Annotated in this window: 10 protein-coding genes; 4 read left to right on the forward strand and 6 right to left on the reverse strand. The window is 62.9% G+C overall.

What is annotated here, in order from left to right; genetic code table 11:
* Nucleotides 1-3: 3 nt before the first annotated feature.
* From BN69_RS14965 to BN69_RS19895, 3 genes are all read right to left on the reverse strand, one after another.
* Nucleotides 4-1,071: a DUF2778 domain-containing protein gene (locus BN69_RS14965; protein ID WP_051013322.1), complete on the reverse strand. Its 1,068-nt coding sequence runs from the start codon at nt 1,069-1,071 to the stop codon at nt 4-6.
* Between the two features lie 744 nt (nt 1,072-1,815).
* Nucleotides 1,816-2,256 (reverse strand): hypothetical protein, encoded by a 441-nt coding sequence (locus BN69_RS18565; protein WP_014892479.1) that lies wholly within the window; start codon nt 2,254-2,256, stop codon nt 1,816-1,818.
* Between the two features lie 388 nt (nt 2,257-2,644).
* Nucleotides 2,645-4,036, reverse strand: coding sequence for a hypothetical protein (locus BN69_RS19895; RefSeq protein ID WP_014892480.1), 1,392 nt, complete (start codon nt 4,034-4,036; stop codon nt 2,645-2,647).
* Between the two features lie 112 nt (nt 4,037-4,148).
* Between BN69_RS19895 and BN69_RS14980 the strand changes: the two genes are divergently transcribed.
* Complete coding sequence (locus BN69_RS14980) at nt 4,149-5,081, forward strand: glycine--tRNA ligase subunit alpha (protein WP_014892481.1); 933 nt, start codon at nt 4,149-4,151, stop codon at nt 5,079-5,081.
* Between the two features lie 276 nt (nt 5,082-5,357).
* A complete protein-coding gene (locus tag BN69_RS14985; protein WP_014892482.1) occupies nt 5,358-5,768 on the forward strand; it encodes a hypothetical protein in 411 nt (136 codons plus the stop codon).
* 268 nt (nt 5,769-6,036) lie between these two features.
* Here BN69_RS14985 and BN69_RS14990 read toward each other — a convergent pair whose 3' ends face one another.
* On the reverse strand, nt 6,037-6,633 hold the full coding sequence (locus BN69_RS14990; protein WP_014892483.1) for a gamma-glutamylcyclotransferase: 597 nt from the start codon (nt 6,631-6,633) through the stop codon (nt 6,037-6,039).
* A gap of 489 nt (nt 6,634-7,122) precedes the next feature.
* On the opposite strand from BN69_RS14990, the gene smc reads away from it, so the two are divergent.
* Together smc and BN69_RS15000 are read left to right on the forward strand one after the other, a co-directional pair.
* The gene (gene smc, locus BN69_RS14995; RefSeq protein ID WP_014892485.1) at nt 7,123-10,578 is read left to right on the forward strand and encodes a chromosome segregation protein SMC; all 3,456 of its coding nucleotides are present in this window, start codon (nt 7,123-7,125) and stop codon (nt 10,576-10,578) included.
* Between the two features lie 198 nt (nt 10,579-10,776).
* On the forward strand, nt 10,777-11,790 hold the full coding sequence (locus tag BN69_RS15000) for an AI-2E family transporter (protein WP_014892486.1): 1,014 nt from the start codon (nt 10,777-10,779) through the stop codon (nt 11,788-11,790).
* 210 nt (nt 11,791-12,000) lie between these two features.
* Here BN69_RS15000 and BN69_RS15005 read toward each other — a convergent pair whose 3' ends face one another.
* A complete protein-coding gene (locus BN69_RS15005; RefSeq protein ID WP_014892487.1) occupies nt 12,001-12,861 on the reverse strand; it encodes a cytochrome c oxidase assembly protein in 861 nt (286 codons plus the stop codon).
* Nucleotides 12,858-13,187 carry a hypothetical protein gene (locus BN69_RS15010; RefSeq protein ID WP_014892488.1) on the reverse strand — a complete coding sequence of 110 codons (330 nt, stop codon included), beginning with the start codon at nt 13,185-13,187 and terminating at the stop codon, nt 12,858-12,860. The genes BN69_RS15005 and BN69_RS15010 overlap by 4 nt, the downstream gene beginning before the upstream one ends.

Below are 13,187 nucleotides of genomic sequence, written 5' to 3' on the forward strand. Positions count from 1 at the left end.
CGCTTAGAGATGCGCGACGACGGCGAGCCGGCGGACCTCCCCGCTCTTATAGGCGCGCAGGAAGGCCTGATAGTCCCGGAACGACACGCAGCCGTTCGAATCGCCGTTCGGGCCGAGCATGTAAGTATGCGCGAGAAGGCCGGCGCGGCCGAAGATCGCGCCCTCGCCGCCGACCGGCGTGAGGCGCAGCGCCTCGACGCCATGGAACAGCGCTTCGCGCGGCTTGAGATCGTAAAGATGCGGCGGCGTCGCGCCGCGCATGCGCAGATGGACGTAGCGCGGATCGTCGAGATGTTCGCGCAGGCCGGAATGCGCCTCGAGTTTCGCGCCGTTGGGCAGATAGACCGTATGCGACGAGATGTCGTAGACGGCGGTGTAGCGGTCGTAGCGCGCCGCAGGTCCGACCGCCGCGCCGGCCGCCCCGCCGAGGATGCCGGATTTCAGATCGGAAAGCGTGCCGCCGCCGTCGGTGGCCGCATAGGCGAGCGCCTGGCCGCGCGGCTGCTGCTGACGCGCCTCCTGCGCCGATTGCGCGGCGTCGCCGAGCCCGAAGAATTTCTCGAAGATCGAGCGGTCGTCCGGCCCCGAGCCCGGCACGACGGTGGTGCGCGCCATGCGGCGCAGCGATCCTTCATAAAGGCCGCGATTGGCTACGGTGAGCTCCACCGGGCGGCGCGGCGGCAGCGGCGTCTCCTCCGCCGCGGCGAGTTGCGCGCCGTCGAGGTCCTGGCGCTCGGGAACGATGGCGGGCGGCGTTTGCGCCGCGGGCTGGATGCTGGCGTCGAGCGCGCCGCGCAGCGTCGGTTCAGCGAACGCCTGCGTCCGCCGCCGGCCGCCGAGGCCGACGATGGCCCCGTAGGGGTTTTGCGCGCCGGAGGCGCTTTGCGTGAGGGACGCCGCGGCTGTCTCGGAGCTGACGGTCGCCGGGCGCTGCGACAGCGCCCACCATCCCGCCGAGAGGCTCACCGCGAGCGCGACGCCGGCGATGACCAGATGAGACGAGCTCTTGCGAGAATAAATACGGCGATCCAAAGAAAGAAAATCGATTGGCGCACCGATCCCTTGCATCATCCGCCCCTACCTCCGATTTACTCTTCCGTCGCAAGGCTCTGAGCTTCGCTGACATTTGCGCGAAATCGCGTCAAAGTTCGGCGAAAGCCAGAACTGCACGGAACGCCTTCACATATTCTCACCAGAACTAAGCGGCCTTGCTTTGGCTGCTTTAGGGCGAATTCTTGTCCGCCGTTTACGGTAAAGACGAATAGTTAAGGCTTTGAAAACGCCGGCTTTCGCGAAATGTCCCGGCAGGGCGCGCCCAAGTGTGCCGCCGCTTTGGCGCCCAGATTGGCGCTCCGCCGCAGGCGCGCTTTGGTTAAGCGCGAGGGCGAAAGCTTCGCAGCTTCAAAGTCTTTCTGAAAAGGGGACGCGGTCTGACTATTAGAAGCGCCAATCGGATGCAAGGTTGGCCGTAACGGGTGCGCCGAGAGGGGTCGGCGCAGTCGTGGGGTGCGACATGGCTGCGGGGGGAGATTTCGGAACGGCTACGCTGAGAAGGGCGGCCGCATCGCATGACGACATCAATGCCCAGCGCGGTTGGCGCCGAATTAAAGACCGGGACGTCCGACGCGGCGAGCCGAAAATTCGTCGGTCGATTTTCATAAGCGGGCAATTCCAGCCGATTCCATCGCCCGCGCGATTCGCTACGCGATCGAGCAACCGGCGGATGTGGATGTGAACCAGATCATGGTGTGCCCGACCGTGCAGGAGTTTTAAGGATTTTGGGCGATGGCCGCGAGGTTGTGTGTCCGACTAGTATTAGTCGTAACCGGTATCTTCTTCTGTATTACGCCCAGCGCGTTGTTTAGCAGTCATTTTTTTATATTTAGCGATCAGCTCCGGCGTTATCCACTCGTGCGATGAGTTATTATGATCCCATCGAATAAATTGGTGATAGCGCTTGGTAAACGCATGTAAAACCGTTTCGTACTGAACCATAACGAGCACAGCATCACTTGTTTGCGGCAGCTCTTGATCATCCAATAAATCCAAGAATTTTCCTTCCGGCTCTTTTTCGAGGAAGCCTTTCAAGTCTGTCAGAACACGGTTTATAATTTTTACCTTTCCCGTATTCAACGTCGCATCCGGCTTTTTTTTGGAAAGCTCACGAACCTCGCGAATCAGACCTTTGAATATTTCGTTAGTGGCAACGTAAGCGGAGACGGCCGAAGTCGTCGTGATGTGATTGAAATCAGTCACTTCTTTCCTACCTTCCTGGGCGGGCCTGAAGGAATTTCTGATGGCTCTCCATCCACAATATACTGCCACCTCCCGTCTAAAATTACATTGTCTGAACGATATCGCTCGACTTCTTCCATATATTGCGAAAGAATCATTGTCACGTCGCTTGTGGTTGGAACATCATCTGGATCAAACTGGTCGAAATGGTCAAATGGCTTGTAGCGGTCCCCTAGAACGGCGTTTGCAGCTGCGATAACCTTGTTTATCAGATTCAATTTGAAGGAGTTGAGCGAGTCGTTCGGTGACTTCTTCGCTAAAATTGAGATTTCGGTGTATGCTCCGTCAAGCTGCCCAATTACTTTCTATAGGTTTTCTACGTCCGCTTCCGTCTTCATTGTTTTCTCCACTATGGGCACAGCCGCCGATACTGAGCATAGCTTCTGATCATTACGTCAATCGGGTGTCGCTGCTTGCTATCAAATACCTCAACCATTTGCTCAAGGTCTGTGTCAGTTAATGCGATCAGCGCCTTGCGTTGCCCTGACCACAGATCAATCGTGCGTTGTTGCTCTGGCCTCTTCAGTGAGTTCCGTGTTACGAAAACTCCGAATTTACCCAGGCTTTCGTGCAGGTAGCGATTAAGTTGGTCGATGTGCTCGCGACTGATTTGAGCTACGTTTTTCATCTCAAATGTTATCTGTCGTGAGCCATAGTCGCTCATAATCTCGCGCAGAAACTCGTGAGACCGGCTGTTATAAAAAATCAGATCCCGAATGCTTACGCCGCTGTCCGTTCGAGCTTGCTCTTGCGCAAAATCAAGATGCGGGTATAGCAACGTTGGTAAAAGTTCGCCAATAGCACGCTCATATTTAATGTCTGCGCCCCCCTCTTTACCCGTGGGGAGTCTTTTAATTTCGTTCAATTTTCGGCGCGCTGAAATGACAGGAATCTGTGTGAAAAGCGGATCGACAGCACAGCTGTCAGCAGTGCGTTCTCGTTCCCTTACATATGCGTCCACAACACCGTAATTTTCTCTATTGTATGTTAAGACCTTTACGCGTGTCAGTTCCTCCCCCTCGTGCGCGATGTCGTCTTGAGGGCATGAATCCCGAAAATAGGCTTCATAATTTATCCAGGGGACATGTCTTAGCCACCGTTTTGGAACTAGCAATAGAGGCTTTCCGGTTTCGGGGTGAATGGGGACGGTGGTTCTAATCGTTTCGAAGGCTTTATTTTGGGGGTTGTAAACTGCGGGAACCTCTGTCTCCTGCATCGGAATTTCTAGGTTTGCGCACTCTTGATGCGTATAGTCGATTAAAAAGCTTTTCATAAATGAACATGCAATATCGCTCACACGATCCTTGCTAATGTCATCAATGAAAAGCTGTATCTCTTCAAAATGGCGGAACCCATGATCTCGGTAATAGGGAATGCGGTTGAACAGTGAAACCACTTCAGCAGCTCTGTCGCGGCCAATGCGCCGGCCATTTCTTGTCGCGGAATTTCCTAACCCGACTTCTTCGCACTCTGATGCTAAAACGATTTGGCTAATGGCCTCGTCCTCGCGCCCTTGCTTCGCTAGGACCCCAAGATGGTTGAATCCGGCCACCAGCATCTGATGCAGCCCTTTGTCCTGAAAGGAGGGCGACTTCCACAGAAGGAATGGATCGACGAAAAGAGGAATGTCCTCATTCAGAAAGGGGATTGCGAAATCGAGTTCATATTGCGGAATGTATACGTTGTGGAATTCGGTAAACCGAGGCCGAATAAGCAATGGGCTTGTATCCTGTTGGGTCACGACTCGACTTTAAGAGGCGCGACATACGCCCAAGTCGTAACAACTGCAAAGTAAGCAGTTGACCAGTTTGTGCCATACACCTAAGCGATTCGTCCACCTAACTTGGATCCCCATGCCGCTCTCCTCCCCCCACCTCTCCCCCATCCGCTCCTTCCAGGGGCTCATTCTGACGCTCCAAAACTTCTGGGCGGCGCAGGGCTGCGTGATTCTGCAGCCCTATGACATGGAGATGGGCGCGGGCACCTTTCACCCCGCCACGACGCTGCGCGCGCTCGGGCCGAAGCCGTGGCGCGCGGCCTATGCGCAGCCCTGCCGGCGCCCCAAGGACGGGCGCTATGGCGAGAACCCCAACCGCCTGCAGCACTATTATCAGTTCCAGGTGATCCTCAAACCCTCGCCCCCCGATCTGCAGGAGCTCTATCTTGCTTCGCTCGCGGCGATCGGCATCGATCCCAAGCTCCATGACATCCGCTTCGTCGAGGACGATTGGGAAAGCCCGACGCTCGGCGCCTGGGGGCTCGGGTGGGAATGCTGGTGCGACGGCATGGAGGTCTCGCAGTTCACTTACTTCCAGCAGGTCGCGGGCTTCGAATGCGCGCCGGTCGCCGGCGAACTCACCTATGGGCTGGAGCGACTCGCCTGCTATCTGCAGGGCGTCGACAGCATCATGGAATTGAATTTCAACGGCCGCGACGGCGACGAAAAAGTCACCTACGCCGACGTCTTCCTGCAGGCCGAGCAGGAATATTCGCGCCACAATTTCGAGGCCGCCGACACGGGAAAACTTTTCGAAGATTTCAAGGACGCCGAATCGGAATGCGAGCGCTTGCTGCATTTTGGCGCGGGCTCGGGCGACGAGATGCATCTCATGGCGCTGCCGGCCTATGACCAATGCATCAAGGCGAGCCACGCCTTCAATCTTCTCGACGCGCGCGGCGTGATCTCGGTGACCGAGCGCCAGAGCTATATTTTGCGCGTGCGCGAACTGGCGAAGGCCTGCGGCGCCGCCTGGCTGCGCACGGCGGGCGGCGGCGCGAACGGATAGTCGTTCGCGCTATTGCGAAAGCCAAAGACGACGCCCACTTCGTAAGCAGTAAGGCGTTCGTCATGCGCGTTGGCGCACATCTTCCAAGATCATCGCCATGCATAACTAAGCGCGAGACGGGAAACCGTCTTGCGCCGTTGGCGAGTAGCGGCGCGTGCGCGCCTGTCCTGTCTTTTGCCAGGAACCCAAGAGACATGGATGGGCGCGCGCTTCTTGACGATGTGCCTGTTTCGTTCTAGTGATGTTCCGTGTTCATCCCGATCAGCGGATCGCGCCATGTATCAGCCCCGTCATCCGTCTTTCAGCCTCTCGCGCAGCGCTTTTGGGCGAACGCTTGAGGATCCCGCGCCGCGCGGCCAGGCGCTGCAATCGCTCGCCGAGACGGATTCGCTGCGCGGCCGGTTCTTTTCCTGGCGCGGCGCTTCTGGCCGCCGCTATGTGTGCTCGGTGTTTCAGGCGGGCGAGGACTCTTTCGTCGCCGACGTGACGAATGGCGTCGTCATCGGCGTGGCGCGGGAGGGCGCGGCGACGCGGCCGGTCTGCGTCTTTCTGGCGCAGGAGCGCGTCGCGGGCGACCGTCAGGCGCTGCGCAGAATGGCGCGGGAGCTCGGCGTCGCCGAATGGCACGTGCATTTTTGCGCCGACGCCGCGTCGCTGCGCGACCTTTCCGCGTCGCTGCTCAACTGATCCGGCGGACCTGTTGGGCGGCATCGGTTTGAACGGCTCGCTGTCATTCCCGACGCGCGGAGCGCGATCGGGAATCCAGAGCAAAACCAGCGTTCTTGGATTGGCTCGGGATTCCCGGTCAGGCCTGCGGCCTGCTGGAATGACAAGGTCAGGGCGACGGATCAGGCGGACCGTCTGTAGCGTAAGCGTTGCGTCGCGAGTTTTGTGCGCGCAAGCGTTGCGTCGTTGCGCAAAAGCGTGGTGCAAAAGCGTTGCGTATGGCGTCGCGTCAAAGCGGCGTCGGCTCATCGCCGGCGCCGCCGGTCGCGGGCCCGGATCTGCACGACTGACGATCGAGCCGGCGGACGATTTCGGCGAGTTCGGCGTCATGGATGTCGAGCCGCAGCAGATGTTCGTAGGTGTTGCGCACATAGGCGGGATTGTCGCCATTGAGGCCGACGCCCTCGGCGATCAGGCGAATCATCTCGTCCTCCGGCAGCCGGCCGGCATATTGGATATGCGTGCGGTCGACCACATAGGCGAGGGCCTTGGCGCAGCCGCCGTCGACGAATCGCACGCCGAGCGTTTTCTCCAGATAGACCGAGGTGACGAGCTCGCGTTCGCGCAGATAGCGAATCGTTTCGGCGCGGTCGCGCCCCGCGATCTTGAAGGCGACGCCCTGGCAGGAGCCGCCGCGATCCAATCCGAGCACCAGTCCCGGCCGCTCCGGCGTGCCGCGGTGGACATGCGAGAAGATGCACAGCGCCCGGTGATAGCCGTGCACCCAGGCGAGCGCGCTGTCGATGAAGTCAAAGCCCGGCCGCCACATCAGCGACCCGTAGCCGAACACCCAGAAATCTTCGTCCCGCGGACTGGCTGAACCCATTCTTCGCCTTTTAAGCCTCGCGATTACGTATGCGGCCAAGCCGCAGCGTTTGGTCGAGCGTCGCTCCTTTGACCTCGTCCTTCGAGACGGCTCCTTCGGAGCCTCCTCAGGATGAGGTCAAAGGAGCGACGTTCCCCGTTCTTAGCGGAGCAATCGCCTTCTCATCCTGCGGCGACAATGGATTTCCTCATCCTGAGGAGCCTGCGCCCAAGTCGGGCTTGCCCGACTTGGGCGTCAAATGCCGATCTCGGTAAACCCGAGATCGGCGCAGGCGTCTAGAAGGACGAAGAAAGCCATTGGCCAAGCGCTCCTAAGAACGAGGTCTCTTTCCCATTTTTTCCGCCGCAATCCTGCGATGCAATGAAAATGTGATTCGGTGGCGAAATGCGACGCGCATCCGTCTCGGGAGCGCCTTTCGTTAGAGCCTACCCACAACATATCGCGTCGGTTTTCTTGCTTTCCCCTGCAGTTTGTGGCGGTCTTTAGGCAATGAAATTCGAGCGCCTGCGCCTTCTGGGCTTCAAGAGCTTCTGCGAGCCGACCGATTTCCTCATCGAGCCGGGCTTGACCGGCGTCGTCGGCCCCAATGGCTGCGGCAAGTCGAATCTCGTCGAGGCCCTGCGCTGGGTGATGGGCGAAAACTCCTATAAAAACATGCGCGCGTCGGGCATGGACGACGTGATTTTCTCCGGCGGCGGCTCGCGCCCGGCGCGCAATCTCGCCGAAGTCGGGCTTGTTCTCGACAATTCCGCGCGCACCGCGCCGGCGGCCTTCAATGACGCCGACGCAATCGAGGTGACGCGGCGAATCGAGCGCGAGCAGGGCTCGACCTATCGGATCAACGGCCGCGAGGTGCGCGCCCGCGACGTGCAGCTTCTCTTCGCCGACGCCGCCACCGGCGCGCGCTCGCCTTCGCTCGTGCGCCAGGGCCAGATCGGCGAGATCATTTCGGCGAAGCCGCAGGCGCGCCGCCGCATTCTCGAAGACGCCGCCGGCGTCGCCGGGCTGCATTCGCGCCGGCATGAGGCCGAGCTTCGCCTCAACGCCGCGTCGGAAAATCTCACGCGCCTCGAAGACGTGCTGAAGCAGGTCGACAGCCAGGCCGACAGTCTGAAGCGCCAGGCGCGACAGGCCACGAAATACCGCGGCCTTGCGGCGCAGATCCGCAAGAATGAGGCGCTGGCGGCGCTCGTCGCCTATCAGCTCGCCGCGCAGCAGCTGCAGGCGGCGGCGGCGAAGCTCGACGCCGGCCGGCGCAGCGTCCAGGAACGCACGCTGGAGCAGGCGGAGGCGGCGAAGTTCCAGGCCGTCGCCGCGCATGAGCTGCCGCCGCTGCGCGAGAAGGAGGCGGAAGCCGGCGCGGCGCTGCATCGGCTCGTCGTCGCGCGTCAGGCGCTCGAGGCCGACGAGCAGCGCGCTAAGCAGCGAATCGCCGAGCTTCAGCGCCATATCGAACAGTTCGGCCGCGATCTCGAGCGCGAACGCGCGCTGATCCAGGACGCGGCGGAGGTCGCGCAGCGGCTTGAGGACGAGCGCGCCGCGCTCCACGGCGGCGACGCCCACGACGCCGGCCGCGAGACCGAGGCGCAGGCGCGGCTCAGCGAGATAGAAGCGGCGCTGGCGGCGACCGAGGCCGAATTGTCGAACGCGCAGGAGCAGCTCGCCGGCGTCAACGCCAGGCGCGCGGCGCTAGAGGGAGCGCTGCGCGACGAAAATCAGCGGGTCGCGCGCTTCGAGGCGGAGCTGACCCGCATCGAGACGGAATTTGCGCTGATCGCCGGGCAGGGCGGCGGCGCCGAGGAGGTCGAGCGTCTCGCAAAGGCTTTCGAACAGGCGGCGCAGGACGCGCGCGCCGCCGAAGAAACGACGCAGGAGACCGAGGCCGCCACGCGGCGGGCGCGCGACGCCGAGACCGCCGCCCGCACGCCATTGGAGCCGGCGGCGCTGCGCGCCCAGCGGCTCGAGACCGAGATCCGCACGCTCGAACATCTGCTGCAAACCGGCTCCGGCGGCCTCTGGGCGCCGGTGGTCGAGAGCATGACCGTCGAGAAGGGCTATGAGACCGCGCTGGGCGCGGCGCTCGGCGACGATCTTGACGCCTCGGCTGATGATTCGGCGCCGGCGCATTGGTCGGTGACGTCCGGGGAGGGCGATCCTGCCCTGCCCAACGGCGTGCGCGCGCTCGCCGCGCTTGTCGACGCGCCGCCGGCGCTGCGCCGCCGCCTCGCGCAGATCGGCGTCGTGCTGCGCACAGAGGGCGAGAGCCTGCGCAAACTCTTGAAGCCTGGCCAGCGGCTCGTCTCCAAAGAGGGCGACCTGTGGCGCTGGGACGGCTTCACCCAGGCCGCCGAGGCGCCGACCGCCGCCGCGCGTCGCCTCGCCGAGAAGAACCGGCTCGCCGATCTGCGCGTCGAAGCCGCCGCCGCGCGCGCCGCGGCCGATGCGCTGACTCAAGCGCTGAACGGCGCGCGCGAGGCCGCGCGAGCGGCCGCCCAGGCCGAAGCGGAGGGGCGCGACGCGCATCGCCGCGCCCGCGTCCGCTTGGAGGAAGCGCGCGAACGCCATTCGACGGCGGAGCGTCGTCAGGCGCAGATCGCTCAGCGCCTGTCGGCGCTGCAGGAAGCCAAGGCGCGAACGCTCGCCAATCGCGACGAGGCCGCGCAAAAGCGCGCGAATGTGACGCAGGCGCTCGACCAGCTTGAGGAGCCGGCCTTTCTCGCCGGCGCGTTGGAGAACTTGCGCGGCCGCGCCATGGCCGAGCGCGCCCAGGCCGGCGAGGCGCGAGCCGCGGTCGCCTCCCTGCGCCACGAAAGAGCGGCGCGCGCGTCGCGGCTCGCGGCGATCGCGCGCGAGGCCGCGTCATGGGCGGAGCGTCGCGACCGCGCGCAGGACCGCATCGGCGAATTGGAAGAGCGGCTGGCGACGGCGCAGGAGGAACATGCCCGCATAGGCGACGCGCCCGACGCTTTTATCGGCCAGCGCCGCGCGCTGATGAATGCGCTCGAAGAGGCCGAGGCCGCCCGCCGCGACGCCTCCGACGCGCGCGCTGCCGCCGAAACGCGTCTCGCCGAAGCCGACCGCGCCGCCCGCGCCGCGCTCGAGGCGATGAGCGCCGCGCGTGAAGAGATGGCGCGCAGCGAGGCGCAGCTGGAGGCCGCGCGCCAGCGCGTCGCCGACGTCGAGCGCGCCATCGCGCATGATCTCGAATCGACGCCGCAGGCGCTCGCCCAACTCGCCGAGGTCGAGGACGGCGACGATCTGCCGGAGATCGCCGACATCGAACGGCGGCTGGAGAATTTGCGCGCCGACCGCGAACGGCTCGGCGCCGTCAATCTGCGCGCCGAGGACGAACTCGCCGAGGTTGAGGCGCAGCGCGAAAAGATGATCGCCGAACGCGACGATCTTTCGGAAGCGATCAAGAAATTGCGCGCCGCGATCGCCAGTCTCAACAAGGAGGGGCGCGAGCGCATGCTCGCCGCCTTCGACAAGGTCAACGCGCATTTCAAGGAGCTGTTCACGCTGCTCTTCGACGGCGGCGCGGCCGAATTGCAGCTTGTCGAAAGCGACGATCCGCTCGAAGCCGGCCTTGACATTCTCGCGCGCCCGCCGGGCAAGAAGCCGACGACGATGACGCTGCTGTCGGGCGGCGAGCAGGCGCTGACCGCCATGTCGCTCATTTTCGCGGTCTTTCTGACCAATCCGTCGCCGATCTGCGTGCTCGACGAGGTCGACGCGCCGCTCGACGACAGCAATGTCGAGCGCTTCTGCGATCTCTTGGAAGAGATGCGCAAGAAGACCGACACGCGCTTCGTCACCATCACCCATAATCCGATCACCATGGCGCGCATGGACCGGCTGTTCGGCGTGACGCAGGCCGAGCGCGGCATCTCGCAGCTCGTCTCGGTCGATCTCGAGCAGGCGGAGAAATTCGCGCTGGCGAGTTGAGGGTTTGAAAGCTTTGGTTTGGTCTGAGTTGCGAAAGCGGTCGCTCGAAGCCAAAAGCTTTCGCTTTGTCGCCGCTGGCGTGTTTCGGCGCTCGATGTCGCCACGTAAGCGCTTCGACCGTTCGCCGCGCTAAATGTCCCGAATATGCGCTCGGCTTGCGGCTTATGCGCGTTGACGATGTGACCGGGCGAAACTGACATGACCAGAAGCGAATTCGTTCTGCGTTCGGCGATTTTCATTGCGCTCGCCCTGGCGCCGTTTCTCATCTGGCTGCTCTTCGACGTCATCGTGCTTGCGACAGGCGCGGTGCTCGTCGCGACGCTCATTCATCTCGTCGCAACGCCGCTCCTGAAGATCCGCCTGCCGCGCGGCGTGGCGCTCACGCTGTCAGGCCTGCTGATCGCCTCGATCATCGGCGGAACCTTCTATCTCTTCGGTCGCACCATGGCTGGCGAGTTTCACGACGTGCTGCGCCGCGCCGAGCAGACGGCGGACGCGATCTCGCTCGAAATCGCCCGATCAGGACTCTCCGAATACCTGCCGTCCTCCTTCGGCGAAAATATTTCGCTGTCAGCTCTCATCGGGCGCTCGTTCACCGTCAGCATCGAGGCCGTTCTTGGCGCGCTCGTGGCTTTTTTCGCCGGCGTGTTCATCGCCGGCGAGCCGGCGCTCTACAGTGAAGGCTTCACGCTGCTGTTCGCGCCGCGCTGGCGCGAGAGAGCGCGCGAAACGCTCGGCCATGTCGCCACCGCGCTGCGCCGCTGGCTGCTCGGTCAGATGATTGAAATGGTCACCATGGGCGTCATGGCCGGCGTGGCGGTCTGGCTCATCGGCCTGCCGTCGCCCTTCGCGCTTGGCGCCATATCGGGACTCTCGGAATTCATCCCCTATATCGGGCCGATTCTGGCGATCTTTCCGTCCGTCGCGGTCGCGGCGACGATCGGCCCCTATACGATGCTTTGGACGATCCTCGCCTATCTCGCCATTCATCAGCTCGACGGCAACATGATCATGCCGCTCATCCAGCGGCAATTGGTGCGCGTGCCGCCGGCGCTGATGCTGATTTCGATCGCGACCTTCGGCACGCTGTTCGGGCTCGGCGCGACGATCTTCGCCGCGCCGCTGACGGTCGTCCTCTATGTCGCGGTGATCAAGCTCTATGTGCGGGATACGCTCGGCGAGTCGACGACGCTGCCGGGAGAGAAGGCGTAACACGCTCCACTTGAGGGGCATCGTTGCGCCGAACGCGCGGGGTGAAGCCCTTCTCCAATGATTGCCTATGACGTGCGGCCATTTCAGTGCGCAAGGCCGCCGCGTCCTGCGCGCGCCTCGCGCGCCGACGCATCCGGAATGATCGAAAGTAGGAATGTCGCAAACTTCGTCTGCTGGTCGCCTCATCCGGAGCGACGACGAACGCCTCCATCAGCGGGTGCGAAGCGCAATTTTGTCGGCGCTCCTGATCCAGGCGCCCGCGACCCACAGAGCCGCGCCTGTATAGAGGAGCCCGGCGGGAACCCACATGATCAGACCGGCGAGTTGCTGGTCTTCAATCGCCGTCAGTCCCCACGCGTCGGCGTTCGCGCTCTGACGCGCGGACCAGAGCCGTTCCGACAACGTCAACAGAACCCCAAGGAAACCGCTCTGCACGATGGTGAAGAACAAGCAGAAGAGGACGAGACCTTTTTGCGGCGAGAGAAGCATTGCGCGCCAGAAAATCAGCGCGGATGCGAGCAAGCAGGCATGTTGCACGACATGCGTGGCGCGATCTTGGAGCGCGAGCTCGTAGAGGCTCGACGCATGCCAGATCCAAACGACCATGGCGTGCTGAAGCGTTGCGAAGAGCGGCTGCATCGCCGCGCTCCAGGCGGCCTGGAGGCCTTTTCTCAACCTTGTCGACATCTTCAGCAGAGCGCGCGGCAAAGCCCAGGCGAAGGCCGCGAAGGGCCGTCCGAAAATCAGCAGGGGCGCGACAATCAGAATCGCCCATTCATGTTCGATCATGTGAGCGGCGAACAAGCCGGCCGAAAGTTCGCGCACGGCCGGCAAATAGAGCAAGGCGAGCGCTCCCCAACCAGCTGCGAACATGAGCGCTTGAGCGCGCGTAACGCCGCGGACTGCGCCGGCGCGCCGCCATAGCTTCGCGGCGCCGAATGCGTAAATCGCCGCAAAGGCCATCAGGACGGCGAGACTGGTGAACTCAAGAGCGTCATACTTCGCCCCGCTATGCGCCGCCGCGGGCGCGCAAGGCAAGAGGAAGACAAGACTCAAACGGGAGCGCTTCACCGCTCGCATCCAAGCAGCAGAACCGCCGAGCCTTGCAGCAGGATGACCGTGGCGAAGAGCGCGCCAAGAGCGGCGGCCACCCCGGCCAACAGCGCGTGCGGCGCGCCGTCCCGATCGGCGGCGAGCGCTTTGTAGGAGAGCGCCGAGAGACCGGCGCCGCAGATCGCCAAAACGGCGAGCGTCGCCGCCAGCGACAGAAGCGCAACCCAATGACGCGCGCAGACGGTGGACGCGATCGCGTAGCCCGCCAGCGTGTAGACGCCCCACGCGCCCGGCCCCAACGCGAGGCCCGCCCAACTCAATTGCGCCGCGGCGCGCTCGCGCAT

The sequence above is a fragment of the Methylocystis sp. SC2 genome (genome assembly GCF_000304315.1).
Lineage (GTDB): Bacteria > Pseudomonadota > Alphaproteobacteria > Rhizobiales > Beijerinckiaceae > Methylocystis.

Excerpts from the sequence above, each read along its gene's own strand:
- BN69_RS14965 (WP_051013322.1), bottom strand. The coding sequence starts at position 1,071 with ATGATGCAAGGGATCGGTGCGCCAATCGATTTTCTTTCTTTGGATCGC.
- BN69_RS15000 (WP_014892486.1), top strand. The coding sequence starts at position 10,777 with ATGACCAGAAGCGAATTCGTTCTGCGTTCGGCGATTTTCATTGCGCTC.
- BN69_RS14990 (WP_014892483.1), bottom strand. The coding sequence starts at position 6,633 with ATGGGTTCAGCCAGTCCGCGGGACGAAGATTTCTGGGTGTTCGGCTAC.
- BN69_RS14980 (WP_014892481.1), top strand. The coding sequence starts at position 4,149 with ATGCCGCTCTCCTCCCCCCACCTCTCCCCCATCCGCTCCTTCCAGGGG.
- BN69_RS14985 (WP_014892482.1), top strand. The coding sequence starts at position 5,358 with ATGTATCAGCCCCGTCATCCGTCTTTCAGCCTCTCGCGCAGCGCTTTT.
- smc (WP_014892485.1), top strand. The coding sequence starts at position 7,123 with ATGAAATTCGAGCGCCTGCGCCTTCTGGGCTTCAAGAGCTTCTGCGAG.
- BN69_RS15010 (WP_014892488.1), bottom strand. The coding sequence starts at position 13,187 with ATGCGCGAGCGCGCCGCGGCGCAATTGAGTTGGGCGGGCCTCGCGTTG.